The 22,227-nt window shown below is 68.9% G+C and carries 16 protein-coding genes; all 16 read left to right on the top strand.

What is annotated here, in order from left to right:
- Window positions 1-108: 108 nt before the first annotated feature.
- Window positions 109-1,938 carry an ArnT family glycosyltransferase gene (locus HNR40_RS02910; RefSeq protein ID WP_246508313.1) on the top strand — a complete coding sequence of 610 codons (1,830 nt, stop codon included), beginning with the start codon at window positions 109-111 and terminating at the stop codon, window positions 1,936-1,938.
- Window positions 1,939-2,053: 115 nt separating this feature from the next.
- Entirely contained in the window at window positions 2,054-3,055 is a 1,002-nt protein-coding gene (locus HNR40_RS02905) for an ABC transporter ATP-binding protein (RefSeq protein ID WP_184958091.1), read from the top strand.
- Window positions 3,056-3,129: 74 nt separating this feature from the next.
- Complete coding sequence (locus HNR40_RS02900; protein WP_184958090.1) at window positions 3,130-3,858, top strand: MlaE family ABC transporter permease; 729 nt, start codon at window positions 3,130-3,132, stop codon at window positions 3,856-3,858.
- Complete coding sequence (locus tag HNR40_RS02895; RefSeq protein ID WP_184958089.1) at window positions 3,858-4,637, top strand: MlaE family ABC transporter permease; 780 nt, start codon at window positions 3,858-3,860, stop codon at window positions 4,635-4,637. The genes HNR40_RS02900 and HNR40_RS02895 overlap by 1 nt, the downstream gene beginning before the upstream one ends.
- A complete protein-coding gene (locus HNR40_RS02890) occupies window positions 4,634-5,692 on the top strand; it encodes an MCE family protein (protein WP_184958088.1) in 1,059 nt (352 codons plus the stop codon). Before HNR40_RS02895 ends, HNR40_RS02890 begins: the two co-directional genes overlap by 4 nt.
- Window positions 5,689-6,681: an MCE family protein gene (locus HNR40_RS02885; RefSeq protein ID WP_184958087.1), complete on the top strand. Its 993-nt coding sequence runs from the start codon at window positions 5,689-5,691 to the stop codon at window positions 6,679-6,681. The genes HNR40_RS02890 and HNR40_RS02885 overlap by 4 nt, the downstream gene beginning before the upstream one ends.
- Window positions 6,672-7,661, top strand: a complete 990-nt coding sequence (locus HNR40_RS02880; protein ID WP_221339897.1) for an MCE family protein — start codon at window positions 6,672-6,674, stop codon at window positions 7,659-7,661. Before HNR40_RS02885 ends, HNR40_RS02880 begins: the two co-directional genes overlap by 10 nt.
- Window positions 7,658-8,638 (top strand): MCE family protein, encoded by a 981-nt coding sequence (locus HNR40_RS02875; RefSeq protein ID WP_184958086.1) that lies wholly within the window; start codon window positions 7,658-7,660, stop codon window positions 8,636-8,638. The genes HNR40_RS02880 and HNR40_RS02875 overlap by 4 nt, the downstream gene beginning before the upstream one ends.
- On the top strand, window positions 8,635-9,804 hold the full coding sequence (locus HNR40_RS02870) for an MlaD family protein (protein WP_184958085.1): 1,170 nt from the start codon (window positions 8,635-8,637) through the stop codon (window positions 9,802-9,804). The genes HNR40_RS02875 and HNR40_RS02870 overlap by 4 nt, the downstream gene beginning before the upstream one ends.
- Window positions 9,801-10,304 (top strand): Rv1363c family protein, encoded by a 504-nt coding sequence (locus HNR40_RS02865; protein ID WP_184958084.1) that lies wholly within the window; start codon window positions 9,801-9,803, stop codon window positions 10,302-10,304. The genes HNR40_RS02870 and HNR40_RS02865 overlap by 4 nt, the downstream gene beginning before the upstream one ends.
- Window positions 10,301-10,798: a hypothetical protein gene (locus tag HNR40_RS02860; protein WP_184958083.1), complete on the top strand. Its 498-nt coding sequence runs from the start codon at window positions 10,301-10,303 to the stop codon at window positions 10,796-10,798. The genes HNR40_RS02865 and HNR40_RS02860 overlap by 4 nt, the downstream gene beginning before the upstream one ends.
- A gap of 436 nt (window positions 10,799-11,234) precedes the next feature.
- A complete protein-coding gene (gene rpoB / locus HNR40_RS02855; protein WP_184958082.1) occupies window positions 11,235-14,702 on the top strand; it encodes a DNA-directed RNA polymerase subunit beta in 3,468 nt (1,155 codons plus the stop codon).
- Between the two features lie 14 nt (window positions 14,703-14,716).
- Entirely contained in the window at window positions 14,717-18,592 is a 3,876-nt protein-coding gene (locus HNR40_RS02850) for a DNA-directed RNA polymerase subunit beta' (protein WP_184958081.1), read from the top strand.
- Between the two features lie 577 nt (window positions 18,593-19,169).
- Window positions 19,170-19,544: a 30S ribosomal protein S12 gene (gene rpsL, locus HNR40_RS02845; protein ID WP_020542315.1), complete on the top strand. Its 375-nt coding sequence runs from the start codon at window positions 19,170-19,172 to the stop codon at window positions 19,542-19,544.
- Window positions 19,545-19,546: 2 nt separating this feature from the next.
- Entirely contained in the window at window positions 19,547-20,017 is a 471-nt protein-coding gene (rpsG, locus tag HNR40_RS02840) for a 30S ribosomal protein S7 (RefSeq protein ID WP_184958080.1), read from the top strand.
- Window positions 20,018-20,053: 36 nt separating this feature from the next.
- Window positions 20,054-22,153, top strand: coding sequence for an elongation factor G (fusA, locus tag HNR40_RS02835; RefSeq protein WP_184958079.1), 2,100 nt, complete (start codon window positions 20,054-20,056; stop codon window positions 22,151-22,153).
- Window positions 22,154-22,227 lie beyond the last annotated feature (74 nt).

Genomic DNA, 22,227 nt, shown 5'->3' with positions numbered 1-22,227 from the left:
GCGGCCACACCCAGGTGCCGGGTGTGCCGCCTCTTTCCGTTGTGGTTCGGCCCGTGAACTCAGGCGATTTTCATGGCCGTCTCAGGCGGGGTGCCTAGCGTCCGGTTCATGAACTGGAAGGTGATCGGGCTGCTCGGTGGCGCCGCCGTACTGTATGTGTGGGGTCTGGGGGCTTCCGGGTGGGCCAACCCGTACTACTCGGCCGCCGTGCAGGCGGGTGCCCAGAGCTGGAAGGCGTTCTTCTTCGGCTCCTCCGACGCGGCCAACGCGATCACCGTGGACAAGACGCCGGCCTCGCTGTGGCCGATGGTGTTGAGCGCGCGGGTGTTCGGGGTGAACGCGTGGAGCATCCTGGTGCCGCAGGCGCTCATGGGCGTGGCCTCGGTGGGCGTCGTTTACGCGAGTGTGCGGCGGCGGGCGCCGGAGTGGGCGGCGCTGCTGGCCGGGGCGGTCATGGCGGTGACGCCGGTGGCGGTGCTGATGTTCCGGTTCAACAATCCGGACGCGTCGCTGGTGCTGCTGCTGTGCCTGGCGGCGTACTGCCTGGTGCGGGCGCAGGAGGGCGCGGCCACGCGGTGGGTGGTGGCGGCGGGGGCGCTGGTCGGGTTCGCGTTTCTGGCGAAGATGTTGCAGGCGTTTCTGGTGCTGCCGGGGTTCGCGCTCGTTTACCTGATCTGGGCGCCTACGTCATTCGGGCGGCGGGTTTGGCAGCTTTTGCTGGCCGGTGGCGCCATGGTGGTGGCGGCCGGGTGGTGGGTGCTGGCGGTGGCGCTGGTGCCCGCGGGCGAACGGCCGTACATCGGCGGGTCGCAGGGTGACAGCGTGCTCGAACTCGCGCTCGGCTACAACGGCATCGGGCGGCTCAACGGCGACGACTACGGCGGGCTCGGCAACCTCAACCAGGAGGCCGGGTGGTTCCGGCTGTTCGACACCGAGGCGGGCGGGCAGGTCTCGTGGCTGCTTCCGGCGGCGCTGGTGCTGCTGGTGGCGGCGGTCTGGGTGACGCGGCGGGCCCGGCGCGACGACCCCGTGCGGGCCTCGCTGGCGATCTGGGGGAGCTGGCTGCTGGTGACCGGGCTGATCTTCAGCCTCATGCAGGGCATCTTCCACGCCTACTACACGGTGGCGCTGGCTCCCGCGATCGCGGCGCTGGTCGGGCTGGGCGCGGCGGTGCTGTGGGAGCGGCGGGCGTTCCCGGTGCTGGCCTCGGTGATCGCGGTGAGCGCGGTGTGGGGGTACGTGCTGCTTTCCCGGAGCTCGGAGTGGAACGCGTGGCTGGGGCCCGTGGTGCTGGTCGCCGGGCTGGCTGCGGCGCTCGGGCTGGCCGGGGCGGGCATGATCTCCGGGTATGGGGGCGCCAGGGATCGGATGATCTGGGCCGTGGGCGGCGTGGCCGTACTCGTGGTGCTGGCCGGACCGGCGGCGTACGCCATGGACACCGCGGCCACCCCGCACACGGGCGCGATCCCCTCGGCGGGCCCCTCCACAGGCGGCCAGGGCTTCAGAGCCCTGGGGAGACAAGGCAGGGGGCCGCAACCGGACGGAGGCAACCGGCCGATGGACGGTCGCCGCCCCGGCGGTGGGGGGCGGGGTGGGTTGCTGGGGGCCGTGACTCCCGGCGCGGAGCTCATCGCTCTGCTCAAGGCCGACGCCGCCCGCTACACCTGGGTGGCCGCCACCGTGGGCTCCAACAACGCGGCCGGACACCAGCTGGCCACCGGTCTGCCCGTGATGGCGGTGGGCGGGTTCAACGGCACCGACCCGGCCCCCACCCTCGCCCGCTTCCAGCAGTACGTGGCGGAAGGGCGTATCCACTACTTCCTGCCCAGCGGCCTCGGCAGCGGCCCGGCCGCCGAGATCGCCGCCTGGGTGGAGGAGACGTACGACTCCGCCACGGTGGCCGGTACGACGGTGTTCGACCTGACCAGACCCCGATAACCGGCCAGTAACAAGTTATTAGAATCTGTTCCAATTCCACGGAACACGGCTAACGTGATGGGAACTTGAAAGTAAAGTGTGCGTCACGTTACCCCATGCTCGCGGAAGGTGACCGGTGGGCGTCGAAGTCGTGGTCGAGGGGCTGACCAAATCGTTCGGTCGGCAGGTCATCTGGCAGGACGTCTCGCTGACGCTGCCCGCGGGCGAGATCTCGGTGCTGCTCGGCCCGTCCGGCACCGGCAAGTCCGTGTTCCTCAAGACGCTCGTCGGCCTGCTGCGTCCCGACCGCGGCCACATCTGGATCGACGGCTACGACCTGGCCAACTGCAGCGAGGACAAGCTCTACGAGCTGCGCCGGCTGTTCGGCGTGCTCTTCCAGGACGGCGCGCTGTTCGGCTCGCTGAGCCTGTTCGACAACATCGCCTTCCCGCTGCGTGAGCACACCAAGAAGAGCGAGAGCCAGATCCGCCAGATCGTCATGGAGAAGATGGAGCTCGTCGGCCTGCTCGGCGCGGAGTCCAAGCTGCCCGGTGAGATCTCCGGCGGCATGCGCAAGCGCGCGGGCCTGGCCAGGGCGCTGGTGCTCGATCCGGAGATCATCCTGGTCGACGAGCCGGACTCGGGGCTCGACCCGGTGCGCACCGCGTACCTCAATCAGCTCTTCGTCGATCTCAACACCGACTTCGAGGCCACGTTCCTCATCGTCACCCACGACATCAACACCGCCCGCACGGTGCCCGACGACATCGGGCTGCTGTTCCGCCGGGAGCTGGTGATGTTCGGCCCGCGCGAGATGCTGCTGTCGAGCGACGAGCCGGTCGTGCGGCAGTTCCTCAACGCGCGCCGCCACGGCCCGATCGGCATGTCGGAGGAGAAGGACGTCTCCGAGCTGGAGGCCGAGGCCCAGCTGGGCCACGACCCCGGCGCGCTGCCGCCGATCCCGCCGCAGCTCATGCCCACGGGCAACCGGGTACGTCGCGGTCAGCAGCCGCCCGGCGCCTGGCTGGCCGCCCACGGGGTGATCCCGCCGCAGGGCTCGTTCATCGACGACCGCGGGCGTAACTGGCTGGAGGAGTACCCTCGGCTGGTCAGCGCCCATCTCAACGGCGTCAGGTAACCCCCGCACATGGACGGACCGGCCTTTTTCGCGGTCCCGAACGACTACTCTCCGCACTCGAAAGGACGCGACACGTGATCAGGGCGAGCGGTGCTTTCGTGGCGCTCACGCTCGACACCCTGCGGGCCGTGCCCAGGCGGCCGTTCCACTGGCGGGAGTTCCTGCAGCAGGCCTGGTTCATCGTCAGCGTCAGCGCCCTGCCCACGGCGCTGGTGTCCATCCCGTTCGGCGCCGTGCTGGCGCTCCAGGCGGGCAACCTGATCCGCCAGTTCGGCGCCCAGTCGTTCACCGGCGCGACCGCCGTGCTCGGCATCGTCCGCGAGGCGAGCCCGGTCGTGACCGCGCTGATGATCTCGGGCGCGGCGGGCAGCGCCATCTGCGCCGACCTGGGCGCGCGCAAGATCCGGGAGGAGATCGACGCCCTTGAGGTGCTCGGCATCGACCCGCTCCACCGCCTCGTGGTGCCCAGGGTGGCGGCGTGCGCGGTCGTCGCACCCCTGCTCAACGGCCTGGTCACCACCGTGGGCCTGATCGCCAGCTACCTGTTCAACGTGATCGCCCAGGGCGGCTCGCCCGGCTCGTACCTGCAGTCGTTCAACGCGCTGGCGGAGCTGTCCGACCTGTGGATCTCCGCGGTCAAGGCGCTCGTCTTCGGCGCCACGGCCGGGATGATCGCCTGCTTCAAGGGGCTGAGCGCGGCCGGCGGGCCCAAGGGCGTCGGCGACGCCGTCAACCAGACGGTGGTCTTCGCGGCGATGGTCCTGTTCGCCGAGAACTTCCTCATCAGCGCGGCGGTGTGGTGATGTCACTCAACAAGCAGGGCGAGTTCTACACCAAGGCCTTCCTCCAACTGCCCCGCTCGCTCCGCTACCGCTCCGAGATCCTGCGGCTGCTGTCGGAGGTGAGCCTCGGCACCGGCGGCCTGGCCGTCATCGGCGGCACGATGGCGATCGTCGCGTTCATGACCTTCTTCGCCGGCACCGAGGTCGGCCTGCAGGGCTACACCGCCCTCGACCAGATCGGCACCTCCGCCTTCGCCGGGTTCCTGTCCAGCTACGTCAACACCCGTGAGATCGCCCCCATCGTGGCCGCCATCGGCCTGTCGGCCACCGTCGGCGCCGGCTTCACCGCCCAGCTCGGCGCGATGCGCATCAGCGACGAGATCGACGCGCTGGAGGTCATGGCGATCCCCTCGGTGCCGTTCCTGGTGGGCACCCGGCTGATCGCCGGCTTCGCCGCCATGCTGCCCCTTTACGTCCTCGGCCTGCTCGCCTCCTACGTCGCCACCCGCCTGATCACCACCGTCCTCTACGGCCAGTCGACCGGCACCTACGACCACTACTTCGACCTCTTCCTCGTGCCGTATGACGTGCTCTGGTCGCTGGGCAAGGTGGTGCTGTTCGCCGTGCTGGTGATCCTCGTGCACTGCTACTACGGCTTCCACGCCTCCGGCGGCCCCGCGGGCGTCGGCGTCGCGGTCGGGCGGGCGGTGCGCGCGGTGCTGGTCGCGGTGAACGTGGCCAACGTCCTGCTCGGCCTGGCCATCTGGGGCACCACGACCACGGTACGGCTGGCCGGATGAGGTACGGCGCCGCGTTGCTGGCCCTGATCGCCGCCTTCACGGCGGTGACCGCAGCCGCGTACCTCAAGGTGTTCTCCGGCGCGACCACCGTGACCCTGTCGGCCCCCAGAGCCGGTCTCCAGCTCGGCCCGCGCGCCGACGTCAAGATACGCGGCGTCCTGGTCGGCGAGGTCACCGCCCTGAAGGCCACGGCCGGAGGCGCCGAGCTCACCCTCGCCCTCGACCAGCCCGTCGACCGCGCCTCCACGGCCAGGCTCCTGCCGAAGACCGTCTTCGGCGAGAAGTACGTGGACCTCGTCCCGCCCGCGACCCCGACCTCCGAGCTGCGCGACGGCGACCGCCTGATCGCCCCCGCCGCCGCCGTCGAGGTGGCGCAGGTGCTCGACCGGCTGCTGCCGCTGCTGCGGAGCATCCACCCGGAACGCCTGGCCACCACGCTGACCGCGCTGGCCACCGCGCTGGAAGGCAGAGGCGCCAGAACCGGCGCCACCCTCGACAAGGCCGAGCACTACCTCACCCGGCTCACCCCCCACCTGCCGGCGATCCGGCGCGACATCACCGCCCTGGCCGACGTCACCGACCTGTACGGCCAGGCCGCCCCCGACCTCCTGCGCACCCTGGCCAACTCCGCCGCGCTGAGCAGAACGATCACCGGCAGGGAGGCCGAGATCGACCAGCTCGCCCGCGTGGTCACCAGGAGCGCGGGCAAAACCGACGCCCTGCTGACGGTCAACGAGACCGGTCTGGTCGGGCTCCAGCACGTGTCCAGGCCCGCTCTCGACCTCGCCGCCCGGTATTCGCCGACCGTGCCGTGCGTGTTCCAGGGCCTGGACCGCCTCCGGCCGCTGCTGGACGAGGCGTTCGGGGACGGGCGGGTGAAGGCGGTGCTGGAGCTGGTCAGGCCGGCGCCGCCGTACAGGGAAGGGGCCGACGCGCCCGCCTACCGCGACACCAGGGGCCCGCGCTGCTACGGCCTGCCCCGCCCGAAGGTGCCCTTCCCCGGGGTGCGGTTCGCCGACGGCACCCAGGACCTGGCGGAGCTGATGCTGAGATGACCACGCTGAAGGCGGCGATCAAGCTCGGGCTGTTCGGACTGGCCACGACCCTGTGCGTGGCCATGCTGGCGATCACGATCTCCGGGACGCAGTTCGCCGCGGCGAGCGTGTACCGCGCGGTGTTCACCGACGCCACCGGGCTGCGGCCGGGCGACGACGTGCGGGCAGCGGGCGTGCGCGTGGGCAGGGTGGAGGAGGTCTCGCTGGCCGGGACGCGCGCCGAGGTCTCCTTCACCGTCCTCGAACGCACCCGGCTGCCCCGCGGCGTCATCGCCGCGATCCGCTGGCGCAACCTGGTCGGCGACCGCTACCTCGCGCTGTCCACCGGCCGAGGCGGGCCCGGCGCGCTGCGGCCCGGCGAGCTGATCACCGACACCCGCCCGGCGCTCGACGTCACCGCGCTGTTCAACGGCTTCCGCCCGCTGCTCAAGGCCATCCGGCCCGAAGACGTCAACAAGCTGAGCTGGCAGATCGTCCAGGTGCTCCAGGGGGAGGGCGGCACCGTCGACAGCCTCCTCGGCCACGTCGCCTCGCTCACCGGCACACTCGCCGACCGCGACGCGGTCATCGGCCGGGTGATCGACAACCTCACCGCGGTGCTCGCCGAGATCGCCGGCCGCGAGGATGACTACAGCGAGCTCATCGCCGACCTGCGGTCGCTGGTCAGCGGCCTGGCCGGGGACCGCAAGGCCATCGGCGACTCCCTCGCCGCCCTCGACCGGCTCGCCGGCGTCACCGCGGGCTTCACCGAACGCGCCAGGCCCGACATCAAGGCCGGAATCCGGCACGCCGACAGCTTCCTCGCCGCGCTCAACGAGGAGCGGGCGCTGATCGACAAGACGATCAAGGACGTGCCGATCCGGCTCAACCAGCTCACCCGGGCCGTCTCCTACGGCTCGTGGTTCAACTTCTACCTCTGCTCCCTGGACGTCAGGGCGGGCGTGACCACCACGCCGAAGATCGTCAACGAGAGCCGCCGATGCCGCTGACCCCCTTCCGCCACCGCGACCCGCTCCCGCTCGGCATCGCCGGACTGGTCGCCGCCGCGGCGCTGGTGGCCGGTGCGCTGGCCGTACCCCAGTTGAAGACCGGCACCGTCTACACGGCCGCCTTCGCCGAGTCGGCGGGGCTGCGGCCGGGCGAGGACGTCATCGTGGCCGGGGTGAAGGTCGGCGAGGTGAGCGAGGTCGAACTGGAGGGCGCGCACGTCCGCGTCGGCCTGCGCCTGGAGCGGGAGGTGCCGCTGGGCTCGCAGACCCGCGCGCACATCCGGCTGGCGACGCTGCTCGGCTCCCACCACGTCCAGCTCGAACCCCACGGCCCCGGCCGCCTCGACCGCGCCATCCCGATCGAGCGGACCAGCGTGCCGTACGAGATCATGCCCGCCCTCGGCGACCTCGCCGACAGCGCCGCGCGCATCGACGCGGGCGCGCTCAAGAGTGCGCTCGACACGCTCGCCCAGACCCTGGACGGCTCCTCCGAGGAGATCCGCGCCTCCGTGCGCGGCCTCGGCCGCCTCTCGCGCACCGTCGCCTCCCGCGACGACAAACTCCACGATCTGGTACGGCACGCCGAAACCGTCACCGGCCTGGTGGCCGATCGCAACCAGGACCTTCGCGCCCTGATCAAGGACGGCGACCTCCTGCTGCGCGAGATCTCCGCCCGCCGCGCCGTCATCCACAGCCTGTTGACGAACACGCTGGAGTTGACCGCCGAGATCGACGGCCTGATCGCCGACAACCGGACCACGCTCAAGCCCGCTCTGCGGCAGTTGCGGGAGTTCGTCGGGCTGCTGCGGCGCAACGAGGAGAGCCTCGACCGCTCCCTGCGGCTGCTGGCCCCCTTCACCCGGCAGTTCACCGACGCGGTCGGCAACGGCCGCTGGTTCGACGCGATCGTGCAGAACCTCGTGCCGCTTCCCGCCTCCGTCCAACTGCCCGACCGCACCCTCGGAGGCCTGGCGCCGTGAAGACGCCCGTCGCGATCATGGCCCTGCTGCTGGCCGCCGGCTGCGGCTTCGAGGGCGTCCAGTCGCTCCCGCTGCCCGGCGGCGCCGACCTCGGGCACAATCCGCGCGAGGTGACGATCGAGTTCGCCGACGCGCTCGACCTCGTCCCGCACTCGCTGTGCAAGCTCAACGACGTCACCGTCGGCAAGGTCACCGCGATCGAACTGGCCGCCGGCTGGCGGGCCGAGGTCACCTGCACGGTCAGGGCCGACGCCGCGCTGCCCGCCGGGACCGGCGCCGCGATCTCCCAGACGAGCCTGCTCGGCGAGAAGTTCGTCAAGCTGGTCCCGGCCGGCGCCGGCAGCCTGAACGGCCGCATCCCGCTCAGCCGCACCACCCAGACCGCCGAGGTCGAGCAGGTGCTCGCCGCAGCCTCGCTGCTGGTCAACGGCGGCGGCCTGGAACAACTGGCCACCATCAACACCGAACTCGGCGCCATGCTCGACGGCCGCACCGGCACCGTCAGGAACCTCCTGCGCCGCCTCGACGCGTTCGCCGCCGCGCTCGACGGCTCCAAGGGCGACATCGTCCGCCTCATCGGCAACCTCGACCGGCTCACCGCCACCCTGGCAGCCCAGCGCCAGACCCTGCGCGCCGTCGCCACCGACATCGGCCCCGCCGTCAAGCAACTGCGCCGCCAGCGCGCCGACCTCACCCGCATGCTCACCGCCCTGGCCCGCCTCGGCCGCACCGCCACCCGCGTCGTCACCCGTTCCCAGGACGACACCCTCGCCAACCTCGCCCACCTGCGCGCCCTGCTCGCCGACCTCGACCGCGCCCGCCACGAACTCGCCGCCAACCTGGGCACCGCGCTCACCTTCCCCTTCCCGGGCTCGGCCACCGGCCTGCTGCGCGGCGACTACGGCAACGTCGACGTCACCGTGGACCTCACCCCGTCGACCACCCTGGACAACTTCCTCGGCAGGAGCCCGCGATGAGCCTGCGGATCAAGCTGGCCGCCTTCCTCGCCATCAGCCTCGTCGCCACCGCGTACACGCTGGTCCGCTACGCGCGGGTCGGCGCCGACCTGTTCGAGCCCGCCTACCGGGTCGGCGTCGAGCTGGCCGAGGCGGGCGGCCTGTTCGAACACGCCGAGGTCACCTACCGCGGCGTCCAGATCGGCCGCGTCGAGTCACTGTCCCTCACCGCCGGCGGGGTGCGCGCCGTGCTCCGCCTGCGGCCCGAGCCGCCGGTGCCCGCCGCGGGGCTGCTCGCCGTCGTCGCCAACCGCTCGGGCGTGGGCGAGCAATATCTCGACCTCCAGCCTTCTGGTACGGCGCGGCCGTACCTGGAGGAAGGCGACACGATCGCCAGGGAACGCACCGCGCTGCCGATCACCACCGCCCAGTTGCTCGGCGACGCCGAGCGGCTGCTGACGTCGGTGGACTCGCGCGACGCCGAGACCGTCGTGACCGAGCTCGAACAGGCCTTCGGCGGCAACGCCGCGCACCTGCGGCGGCTGCTGACGGCGGGCGAGGAGCTGACGGAGTCGGCCGTGGAGGTCCTGCCCGAGACGGTCACGCTGATCGAACAGGGGGAGAAGGTGCTGCGCACGCAGCGGGCCGAGGGCGGGCACCTGAAGGCGTTCGCGCGCGACCTCGCCTCGCTGACCGGCTCGCTGCGCGAGGGTTCCACGGACCTGGAGCGCACGATCGACGCCGCCACGCCCGCCGCGCGCTCGGCGGAGAAGCTCGTGGACGGACTCCAGCCGCACCTGCGGCCGCTGCTGGGCAACCTGATCGTCGGCGGGCGCACCGTCTCGGCCCGGGTCGCGGCGCTGCGTCAGCTGCTCATCGGCTTCCCGGCGGGCGTGGCCGGGGCCTTCACCGTGGTCGGCCGCGACGGGCTGCACTTCGGGCTCAACCTGAATCTCAACGTGCCGCCGCCGTGCACGCGCGGCTACGAGGACGTGCGCCGCCGCTATCCCCGGGACACCCGGGTGAAGACGGTCGACCCGCGCGCGACCTGCACCGAGCCGGACGGCTCGCCGACCGGTGTGCGCGGGGGTGCGGATGTGCCGCCGCCGGGCGTACCGCCGTCGATCCCGGGTCTGGAAGAGTGGCTCGCGGGTAATGATCCGGCGATCAGGAAGGAGCGGACATGACAGGCACCGCCTCTCGGTCCGCCGCTTGGCTGACGATCATCGTGCTCGGGGTGCTGGCGCTGCTGCTCGGCGGGCTGGCGCTGTGGGTCAGCGGCGAGCTCCGCGGTGAGCAGGCCACCGACGACGACCGGGCCGCCGCGCTCGACGCCGCGGGCACCCACGCTGTCAACCTGCTCTCGCTCAACTACAAGACCGTCGACGCCGACCTCGGGCGCATCCTGGCGACCTCGACCGGGGCCGCGCGGGCCGAATACTCCGCCAACGCCGCCCGGCTCAAGGAGACCACGATCACCAACAAGGTCGTCCAGCACGGCGTGCTGCGCGCCCGCGGGCTGGAGTCCATGACGGGCGGCATCGCCAAGGTCCTGGTGGTGGCCGACGTCGAGATCCGCTGGGAGGGCTCCAAGAACGCCCCTCAGGAGCGCTTCTACCGCTGGTCGATGGACGTGACCAAGGTCGGCGGGGTCTGGCTGGTGTCGAAGGCGGTGCAGGTGCTGTGAAGGCCGTGGCGATCGGGGTGCTGGCGGCGCTCGTACTGGGGCTGTCGGTGGCCCTCTGGGTGATGTGGACGGATCTGGGGCACCTGCGCGACGGGCAGTCCGCGGGCGTGGAGGCCATGGCCGCCGCCAAGGCCGTGGCGCCGGACCTGTTGTCGTACAACCACCGCACGATCGAGCAGGATCTGGCGCGGGCCGGCGAGCACACCACGGGCCAGCTGACCACCCACTACAAGGAGCTGGCCACCACCCTCGTGCCCACCGCCAAGGCCCAGAAGACCGTCCAGACGACCGCCGTCGCCGGGGCGGCCGTCGAGCGGGCGGAACCCGACCGGGTAGAGGTTCTCCTCTTCGTCAACACGGGTACGGTCAAGGAGCTGCCGGGCGAGGCCGAGCCCCAGCAACAGATCACCCAGAACCGCGCCAGGTTCGTCATGATCAGGACAGCCGGCCGGTGGCTCGTCGCCGACCTGTCGACGCTGCTGGGCACCGCCTGAGGCCCCGGGCGCGGCGCGTCCTTCAATTGTTATCAAAATTCAGGTTTAGCGAGTCCTTGCCCAGGGGTATCCCAGTCACTGCTACACCGGTTGTCGGCATGGGTTCGACCCTCGGTGTGACGGAGCGTTAGCCGTCCCCGTTCGCGGGTATCGTCTTGGGCCTGACGGTAGGCGCCCGATCACGCAGGGGAGAAATCCCAGCGTCCTGGCCCTGACCCGGCGGAAAGTCGGGGTTGTGGGCTTGACGTTTGCGTCCGAACGGGCGATGCTGCGACCAACGTGAAGCATGCAGCGAGAGCGAAGTGGACAGGCGTGTGCCGTTCGGCTACACTGCCCCTTTGCGCTGCCCTTTGACGACCCGCGATGCTTGCTCACGTTGCGAGGTTGTCTGGCGTGCGTGTAGTCAGTCCGCCGCGAGCCCTCGGAAGGACATCTGTTGGCAGCCTCGCGCAACGCCTCCGCCGTACCCGCTGGTCCCAATCGCGTTTCGTTTTCGCGTATCCAGGAGCCCCTCGAAGTTCCTGATCTTCTCGCCCTGCAAACCGAGTCCTTTGACTGGCTGCTGGGCAACGAGAAGTGGAAGGCCCGGGTTGAGGCGGCTCGTCAGGCCGGGCGCAAGGACGTCCCGACCCAGTCGGGCCTCGAAGAGATCTTCGAAGAGATCAGTCCCATTGAGGACTTCTCGGGGACCATGTCCTTGTCGTTCCGCGACCACCGGTTCGAGCCGCCCAAGTACTCAGTAGATGAGTGCAAAGACAAGGACATGACCTTCTCCGCCCCGATGTTCGTCACGGCGGAGTTCATCAATAACACCACTGGCGAGATCAAGAGCCAGACGGTGTTCATGGGCGATTTCCCGCTCATGACGCCGAAGGGCACCTTCATCATCAACGGCACCGAGCGTGTCGTCGTCTCCCAGCTGGTCCGGTCCCCGGGTGTCTACTTCGGCCGCAGTGTCGACAAGACCTCGGACAAGGACCTGTTCGACTGCCGTGTCATCCCCTCGCGGGGTGCCTGGCTGGAGTTCGAGATCGACAAGCGCGACAGCGTCGGTGTGCGCATCGACCGCAAGCGCAAGCAGGCCGTCACCGTGCTTCTCAAGGCACTGGGATGGACCACCGAACAGATCCTCGAGCGCTTCGGCCAGTACGAGTCGATGCGGGCCACCCTGGAGAAGGACCACACGGCCGGCCAGGATGACGCCCTGCTCGACATCTACCGCAAGCTCCGTCCGGGCGAGCCGCCGACCAAGGAGTCGGCGCAGACCCTGCTGGAGAACCTGTACTTCAACCCCAAGCGCTACGACCTCGCCAAGGTCGGCCGCTACAAGATCAACAAGAAGCTGGGGGTCGACAGCGAGATCACGCAGGGCACCCTCACCGAAGACGACATCGTCTCCACCATCGAATACATCGTCCGCCTGCACGCGGGCGAGGAGTCGATGCCGAGCGCCCAGGGCGACCGGATCGTCGAGACCGATGACATCGACCACTTCGGCAACCGCCGCCTGCGCAGTGTCGGCGAGCTCATCCAGAACCAGGTCCGCCTGGGCCTGGCCCGCATGGAGCGCGTCGTCCGCGAGCGGATGACCACCCAGGACGTCGAGGCGATCACGCCGCAGACCCTGATCAACATCCGCCCGGTCGTCGCCTCGATCCGGGAGTTCTTCGGCACCTCTCAGCTGTCGCAGTTCATGGACCAGACCAACCCGCTGGCCGGCCTGACGCACAAGCGGCGTCTGTCCGCGCTCGGCCCCGGTGGTCTGTCGCGTGAGCGGGCCGGCTTCGAGGTCCGAGACGTGCACCCGTCCCACTACGGCCGGATGTGCCCGATCGAGACGCCGGAAGGCCCGAACATCGGTCTGATCGGCTCGCTGGCCTCCTACGGCCGGATCAACGCCTTCGGCTTCGTCGAGACGCCTTACCGCAAGGTCGTCGACGGCAAGGTGATCGAGCAGGTCGACTACCTGACCGCCGACGAGGAAGACCGCTTCGTCAAGGCGCAGGCCAACACGGTGCTCAACCCTGACGGCACCTTCGCCGAGTCGCGCGTCCTGGTCCGCACCAAGGGCGGCGAGACCGAACTCGCCCGTGCCGAGGAAGTCGACTACATCGACGTGTCGCCGCGCCAGATGGTGTCGGTAGCCACGGCGATGATCCCCTTCCTGGAGCACGACGACGCCAACCGCGCGCTCATGGGCTCCAACATGCAGAGGCAGTCCGTGCCGCTGCTGAAGAGCGAGGCGCCGCTGGTCGGCACCGGCATGGAATACCGTGCCGCGACCGACGCGGGCGACGTCATCAGCGCCGAGAAGGCCGGCGTGGTGGAGGAGGTCTCCGCCGACTACGTCACCGTGATGAACGACGACGGCACCCGGACCACTTACCGTGTCGCCAAGTTCAAGCGTTCCAACCAGGGCACCTCGTTCAACCAGAAGCCCATCGTCGTCGAAGGCGACCGGGTCGAGGTCAACCAGGTGATCGCCGACGGTCCCTGCACCGACCAGGGCGAGATGGCCCTGGGCAAGAACCTGCTCGTGGCGTTCATGCCGTGGGAAGGCCACAACTACGAAGACGCGATCATCCTGTCGCAGCGTCTGGTGCAGGACGACGTCCTGTCCTCGATCCACATCGAGGAGCACGAGGTCGACGCCCGTGACACCAAGCTGGGCCCCGAGGAGATCACCCGGGACATCCCGAACGTCTCCGAAGAGGTCCTGGCCGACCTCGACGAGCGCGGCATCATCCGCATCGGCGCCGAGGTCGTACCCGGCGACATCCTCGTCGGCAAGGTCACGCCCAAGGGCGAGACCGAGCTGACCCCCGAGGAGCGGCTGCTGCGCGCGATCTTCGGCGAGAAGGCCCGCGAAGTGCGCGACACCTCGCTGAAGGTGCCGCACGGCGAGCAGGGCAAGGTCATCGGCGTCCGCGTGTTCTCCCGTGACGAGGGCGACGAGCTTCCCCCCGGTGTCAACGAGCTGGTCCGCGTTTACGTGGCCCAGAAGCGTAAGATCACCGACGGTGACAAGCTCGCCGGCCGTCACGGCAACAAGGGCGTCATCTCCAAGATCCTGCCCGTCGAGGACATGCCGTTCCTCGAGGACGGCACGCCGGTCGACATCATCCTCAACCCGCTGGGCGTGCCCGGCCGAATGAACATCGGGCAGGTGCTCGAGGCTCACCTCGGCTGGATCGCGGCCCGCGGCTGGGACATCTCGGGCCTGACCGAGCAGTGGGCCGAGCGCCTGCGCGAGAAGGGCTTCGAGCAGGTCGCGCCGCGCACCAACGTGGCCACGCCGGTCTTCGACGGCGCCCACGAGGAGGAGATCGTCGGTCTGCTCAGCAACACCCTGCCCAACCGCGACGGCGATCGCATGGTGCAGGAGAGCGGAAAGGCGCTGCTGTTCGACGGCCGCTCCGGCGAGCCGTTCCCCTACCCGATCGCGGTGGGCTACAGCTACATCCTCAAGCTGCTGCACCTGGTGGACGACAAGATCCACGCCCGGTCCACCGGCCCCTACTCCATGATCACCCAGCAGCCGCTCGGCGGTAAGGCCCAGTTCGGTGGCCAGCGCTTCGGTGAGATGGAGGTGTGGGCGCTGGAGGCCTACGGCGCGGCGTACGCCCTGCAGGAGCTCCTGACCATCAAGTCCGACGACGTCCTCGGCCGAGTCAAGGTCTACGAGGCCATCGTCAAGGGCGAGAACATCCCCGAGCCCGGCATCCCCGAATCCTTCAAGGTCCTCATCAAGGAAATGCAGTCGCTGTGCCTGAACGTCGAGGTGCTCTCCAGCGACGGCATGTCCATCGAGATGCGCGACACCGACGAGGACGTCTTCAGGGCCGCCGAAGAACTCGGTATCGACCTGTCCCGGCGTGAGCCGAGCAGCGTGGAAGAAGTCTGAGGGGGAGATCGCACATGCTAGACGTCAACTTCTTCGACGAGCTCCGGATCGGGCTGGCGACGGCCGATGACATCCGCCAGTGGTCACACGGCGAGGTCAAGAAGCCGGAGACGATCAACTACCGGACTCTCAAGCCGGAAAAGGACGGACTCTTCTGCGAGAAGATCTTCGGCCCGACCCGCGACTGGGAGTGCTACTGCGGTAAGTACAAGCGCGTCCGCTTCAAGGGCATCATCTGTGAGCGCTGCGGCGTCGAGGTCACTCGCGCCAAGGTGCGTCGTGAGCGGATGGGCCACATCGAGCTGGCCGCGCCCGTCACGCACATCTGGTACTTCAAGGGCGTTCCCTCGCGTCTCGGCTACCTGCTTGACCTGGCCCCGAAGGACCTCGAGAAGGTCATCTACTTCGCGGCCTACATGATCACGCAGGTCGACGCCGAGATGCGCGACCGTGACCTGCCCTCGCTCGAGGCCAAGATCTCGGTCGAGCGGCAGCACATCGAGCAGCGTCGTGACGCCGACATCGAGACCAGGCAGAAGAAGCTCGAAGGCGACCTGGCCGAGCTTGAGGCCGCGGGCGCCAAGGGCGACCAGCGCCGCAAGGTCCGCGAGGGCGCCGAGCGCGAGATGCGCCAGCTGCGCGACCGCGCGCAGCGCGAGCTCGACCGCCTGGACGAGGTGTGGAGCCGGTTCAAGAACCTCAAGGTCCAGGACCTCGAGGGCGACGAGCTGCTCTACCGCGAGATGCGCGACCGCTTCGGCCGCTACTTCAAGGGCGGCATGGGCGCGCAGGCGATCCAGGACCGTCTGACCAGCTTCGACCTCGACGCCGAGGCCGAGAACCTGCGCGAGACGATCCGCAGCGGCAAGGGCCAGAAGAAGGCCCGCGCCCTCAAGCGGCTCAAGGTCGTCTCGGCGTTCCTCAACACCACCAACTCGCCCCGCGGGATGGTGCTCGACTGCATCCCGGTCATCCCGCCGGACCTGCGCCCGATGGTGCAGCTCGACGGTGGCCGGTTCGCGACCTCCGACCTCAACGACCTCTACCGTCGTGTGATCAACCGGAACAACCGCCTCAAGCGTCTCCTTGACCTCGGCGCTCCCGAGATCATCGTGAACAACGAGAAGCGGATGCTCCAGGAGGCCGTCGACTCGCTGTTCGACAACGGCCGCCGCGGCCGCCCGGTCACGGGTCCCGGCAACCGTCCGCTCAAGTCCCTCAGCGACATGCTGAAGGGCAAGCAGGGCCGCTTCCGCCAAAACCTGCTGGGCAAGCGCGTCGACTACTCCGGCCGTTCGGTCATCGTCGTCGGCCCGCAGCTGAAGCTGCACCAGTGCGGTCTGCCCAAGCAGATGGCGCTGGAGCTCTTCAAGCCGTTCGTGATGAAGCGCCTGGTCGACCTCAACCACGCGCAGAACATCAAGTCGGCCAAGCGGATGGTCGAGCGGGCCCGCCCGGTTGTGTGGGACGTCCTCGAAGAGGTCATCACCGAGCACCCCGTGCTGCTCAACCGCGCTCCGACGCTCCACCGCCTGGGTATCCAGGCGTTCGAGCCGCAGCTGGTCGAGGGCAAGGCCATCCAGATCCACCCGCTCGTCTGCACCGCGTTCAACGCGGACTTCGACGGCGACCAGATGGCCGTGCACCTGCCGCTGTCGGCTGAGGCCCAGGCCGAGGCACGCATCCTGATGCTCTCGACCAACAACATCCTCAAGCCGGCCGACGGCAAGCCCGTGACGATGCCCACCCAGGACATGGTCATCGGCCTCTACTGGCTGACCACGCAGAAGGAGGGCGCCCTCGGCGAGGGCCGCGTCTTCGGCTCCGTGGCCGAGGCCCAGATGGCGTTCGACCGCCGCGAGCTGGACATCCAGGCGAAGATCCAGATCCGGCTCAAGGACGTCTTCCCCGCGCGCGACTGGGTCGCGCCGGAGGGCTGGGAGCAGGGCGACCCGATCCGCCTGGAGACGACGTTCGGCCGGTGCCTGTTCAACCAGACGCTGCCGCCGAACTACCCGTTCGTCAACTTCCAGGTCGGCAAGAAGCAGCTGTCCACGATCGTGAACGAGCTGGCCGAGACCTACCCCAAGGTCGAGGTCGCGGCTTCGCTCGACGCGCTCAAGGACGCCGGCTTCCGCTGGGCGACCCGCTCCGGTGTCACGATCTCGATCGACGACGTCGTCGCGCCGCCCAACAAGGCCGAGATCATGGAAAACTACGAGCGCCGGGCCGACAAGGTCCAGCGCGAGTACGAGCGCGGCCTGATCACCGACGAGGAGCGCCGCCAGGAGCTCATCGAGATCTGGACCCACGCCACCGCGGACGTCGAGACCGACATGGTCAACGCGTTCCCGGCGACGAACCCGGTCTGGATGATGCTCAACTCCGGCGCCCGCGGTAACAAGATGCAGGTGCGTCAGATCGCCGGTATCCGTGGCCTGGTGTCCAACACCAAGGGTGAGACGATCCCGCGTCCGATCAAGGCCTCGTTCCGCGAGGGCCTGTCGGTGCTGGAGTACTTCATCTCCACCCACGGTCAGCGGAAGGGTCTGGCCGACACCGCCCTGCGCACCGCCGACTCGGGTTACCTGACCCGTCGTCTGGTGGACGTGGCGCAGGACGTCATCGTGCGCGAGATCGACTGCGGCACCGACCGCGCCGTCCCGCTGCACGTCGGCGAGCGCGACGCGTCGGGCAACCTGGTCAAGGCCGACAACGCCGAGTCCAACGTGCACGGCCGCATCCTGGCCGAGGACGTCGAGGTCGACGGCAAGATCATCGCTCCGGCGGGTGTCGACATCAACGACATCCACGTGACCGACCTGGTCAACGCCGGGATCGAGACCGTGCGCACCCGCTCCGCGCTGGTGTGCGAGGCCAAGATCGGTGTCTGCGCGACCTGCTACGGCCGCTCGCTGGCCACCGGCAAGCTCGTGGACGTCGGCGAGGCGGTCGGCATCATCGCCGCCCAGTCGATCGGTGAGCCCGGCACCCAGCTGACGATGCGTACCTTCCACACCGGTGGTGTGGCCGGCGCTGACATCACCCACGGTCTGCCCCGTGTCCAGGAGCTCTTCGAGGCGCGCATCCCCAAGGGTGTCGCCCCGATCTCCGAGGCCGAGGGCCGCGCGCGGATCGACGAGACCGACAAGACCCGCAAGGTGGTCATCACCCCGGACGACGGTTCCGAGGAGATCGCCTACCCGGTGTCGATGCGGTCGCGTCTGCTCGTCTCGGAGGGCCAGCACGTCAAGGTCGGCCAGCAGCTGATCGCCGGTGCGGTCAACCCGAACGAGGTCCTGCGCATCATGGGCCCGCGCGAGGTGCAGCTGCACCTGGTCGCCGAGGTCCAGCAGGTGTACCGCTCGCAGGGTGTGTCGATCCACGACAAGCACATCGAGATCATCGTCCGCCAGATGCTCAAGCGCGTGAACGTGCTCGAGTCGGGCGACACCGACCTGCTCCCCGGCGAGCTGGTCGAGCGTCCCCGCTTCGAGAACATGAACCGCGAGACCGTGGCCGAGGGCGGCCAGCCCGCCGCCGGCCGTCCGGTCCTCATGGGCATCACGAAGGCGTCGCTGGCCACCGAGTCGTGGCTGTCGGCGGCCTCCTTCCAGGAGACGACCAGGGTTCTGACGGACGCGGCGATCCACGCCAAGTCCGACTCGCTCCTGGGCCTGAAGGAGAACGTCATCATCGGTAAGCTCATCCCGGCCGGCACTGGCATGCCCCAGTACCGCAACATCCGGGTCGAGCCGACCGAGGAGGCCAAGGCCGCGATGTACACGGTCGGCGGCTACGACGGCTCCGCCGCGGACTACACGTTCGGCACCGGGTCGGGCGAGGCTGTGCCGCTGGAGGAGTACGACTTCGGGCAGTACAACCGATAGGCCCGTCGCGCTAGACGGTTAGCGGAAGCGCCCGAGATCTCCGGATCTCGGGCGCTTCCGCGTTCCCCGGGCTACACAGGCTGGGGAGAGACCACATGCACCGCCGCGGCGCTGTGACGGGCCGTCCGCGGCCGCACCCGGGCTACGCCATCCGCCTCCACGACCGAAGGCGACGCCTCGTCCTGGGCGGGTTCAGGGGGAGGGCTTGTCGTTCCCGCGTAGAAGGTTGGTGTAAGGAGGGCAGAACAGTAGCCCGGAGCGGGTAAACTTGGCGCGGAGTCTGCTACTGACCACGGCGCGAAACATATCGACGCGCAGCCGTTTTGACGTGCTGCGCGGGGCTAGGTAGTCTTGCCCTTCGTGCCCGTGTATTCATGGGCTCTCACGCGTGCGCTCGCAACGGCGCGGCGTGGCCTCCCCCTGGCGTACTTCTGCGCGGGAGTGTGGCTCTGTAAGAGCGCGACACGCCCGACCGCGTGGGTCGAAGCAGGGGAGAAAACCGCAGGTCATGACACCGGCAGTACCTGCGAAATGCACAACCTGACGTATCACCGGCATAGGCATGAACGGAGTGGCAGTGCCCACTATTCAGCAGTTGGTCCGCAAGGGCCGGCAGGACAAGGTCTCCAAGACCAAGACTCCTGCCCTAAAGGGGAGTCCGCAGCGTCGCGGCGTCTGCCAGCGCGTCTACACCACGACCCCCAAGAAGCCCAACTCGGCACTGCGCAAGGTGGCCCGTGTCCGCCTCACCAACGGCATCGAGGTCACGGCCTACATCCCGGGTGTGGGTCACAACCTGCAGGAGCACTCCATCGTGCTCGTGCGTGGCGGTCGTGTGAAGGACCTGCCGGGTGTTCGCTACAAGATCATCCGTGGCTCGCTCGACACCCAGGGTGTCCGTAACCGCAAGCAGGCCCGCAGCCGCTACGGCGCGAAGAAGGAGAAGAGCTAACTATGCCTCGCAAGGGTTCTCCTGGCCGCCGTCAGCTCATGTCTGACCCGGTTTACAGCTCGCCGCTGGTTACGGCCCTGATCAACAAGGTGCTGCTGGACGGCAAGCGCTCCATCGCGCAGTCGATCGTCTACGGCGCCCTCGAGGGTTGCAAGGACAAGACCGGCAACGACCCGGTCATCACGCTCAAGCGTGCCCTCGACAACGTCAAGCCCACTCTTGAGGTCCGCAGCCGCCGTGTCGGTGGCGCGACCTACCAGGTCCCGGTCGAGGTGCGCGCCTCGCGCAGCACCACCCTGGCCCTGCGCTGGCTGGTGCAGTACTCCCGCGCCCGCCGTGAGAAGACCATGACCGAGCGCCTCATGAACGAGCTCCTCGACGCCAGCAACGGCCTGGGGGCGAGTGTCAAGAAGCGCGAGGACACCCACAAGATGGCCGAGTCCAACAAGGCCTTCGCCCACTACCGCTGGTAACAGCGGGTTCGACGAGACGACGAGGACGCGAGAGAAGTGGCCGCAACGACCGCTCTTGACCTGGCCAAGGTCCGTAACATTGGGATCATCGCCCATATCGATGCGGGCAAGACCACGACGACCGAGCGCATCCTGTTCTACACCGGCATCAACTACAAGATCGGTGAGGTCCACGATGGCGCTGCCACCATGGACTGGATGGAGCAGGAGCAGGAGCGCGGCATCACGATCACGTCCGCCGCGACGACTGCCGAGTGGGACGGTCACACGATCAACCTGATCGACACCCCGGGCCACGTCGACTTCACCATCGAGGTTGAGCGCAACCTGCGCGTCCTCGACGGCGCTGTCACCGTGTTCGACGGTGTCGCGGGTGTCGAACCGCAGTCCGAGACGGTGTGGCGGCAGGCTGACCGCTACGGCGTCCCGCGCATCTGCTTCGTTAACAAGATGGACCGCGTCGGCGCGGAGTTCCACCGCTGCGTCGACATGATGGTCAGCCGTCTGGCGGCGACGCCGGCGGTCGTCCAGCTTCCGTGGGGCGTCGAGGCCGGCTTCAAGGGCGTCATCGACCTCATCCGGATGAAGGGTCTGCTCTGGAGCGAGGAGGCGGCCAAGGGTGAGATGTACGACGTCGTCGACATCCCGGCCGACCACGCCGAGATCGCTCGCGAGTGGCGCGACAAGCTGGTCGAGACCGTCGCCGAGAACGACGACGAGCTGATGGAGCTCTTCCTCGAGGCCGTCGAGCCCACCGAGGAGCAGCTGATCGCCGCCATCCGGCGCGCGACGCTCGCCAGCGCCATCAACCCGGTCCTCACCGGCACCGCGTTCAAGAACAAGGGCGTGCAGCCCCTGCTCGACGCCATCGTCGCCTTCCTCCCCGCGCCGACCGACATCCCGGCCTTCAAGGGCCACGCGGTCGGCAACGAAGAGGAGATCATCGAACGGCACGCGGACCCGTCCGAGCCGTTCTCGGCCCTGGCCTTCAAGATCATGAGCGACCCCCACCTGGGCAAGCTCACCTACCTCCGCATCTACTCGGGTTCGCTCGAGACCGGCTCGCAGGTGCTCAACCCTGTGAAGGGCCGCAAGGAGCGGATCGGCAAGATCTACCAGATGCACGCCAACAAGCGCGAAGAGCGCCCGTCGGCGTACGCCGGTCAGATCGTCGCCGTCATGGGTCTGAAGGACACCACGACCGGTCACACGCTCTGCGATGTGAGCAACCCCGTGGTCCTCGAGTCGATGACGTTCCCGGCTCCGGTCATCAACGTCGCGATCGAGCCCAAGACCAAGGGCGACCAGGAGAAGCTGTCCACCGCCATTCAGCGGCTGGCCGAGGAGGACCCGTCCTTCCGCGTCCAGCGTGACGAGGAGACCGGTCAGACGATCATCTCCGGCATGGGCGAGCTCCACCTGGAGATCATCGTCGACCGCATGCGCCGCGAGTTCAAGGTCGAGGCCAACGTCGGTCGTCCGCAGGTCGCGTACCGCGAGACCATTCGCCGCAAGGTGGAGAAGGTCGACTACACCCACAAGAAGCAGACCGGTGGTTCCGGTCAGTTCGCGCGGGTCATCATCAACCTCGAGCCGCTCGGCGAAGGCAACGACGGGTACGAGTTCGAGAACAAGGTCTCGGGTGGCCGCGTCCCGAGGGAGTACATCCCCTCGGTCGACGCCGGCGCCCAGGAAGCCGCCGAGTTCGGCGTGCTGGCCGGTTACCCGATGGTCGGCGTGAAGGTTACGCTGACCGACGGTGCCGCGCACGACGTCGACTCCTCGGAAATGGCCTTCAAGATCGCTGGCTCGATGGCCTTCAAGGAGGCCGCGCGCAAGGCGGACGCTGTGCTTCTCGAGCCGATGATGGCCGTCGAGGTCACCACGCCCGAGGACTACATGGGTGACGTCATCGGTGACCTCAACGGTCGCCGCGGGCAGATCCAGTCGATGGACGAGCGCGCAGGCGCCCGGGTCATCACCGCCCTGGTTCCGCTGTCCGAGATGTTCGGCTACGTGGGTGACCTTCGTAGCAAGACGCAGGGCCGCGCGAGCTACAGCATGCAGTTCGACTCCTACGCGGAGGTGCCTCCCGGCATCGCCAAGGAGATCGTCGCGAAGGCCCGGGGCGAGTAGTACGAACCCCGGAGTCCCTGGTGAGGCGGTGCTAGCCGCCTCACCGCCCAGGGGCCGGGTAACTTCCCGGGCCC

The organism is Nonomuraea endophytica (genome assembly GCF_014203235.1).
Taxonomy (GTDB): Bacteria; Actinomycetota; Actinomycetes; order Streptosporangiales; family Streptosporangiaceae; genus Nonomuraea; species Nonomuraea endophytica.
This window is presented reverse-complemented; position numbering and strand designations above follow the sequence as displayed.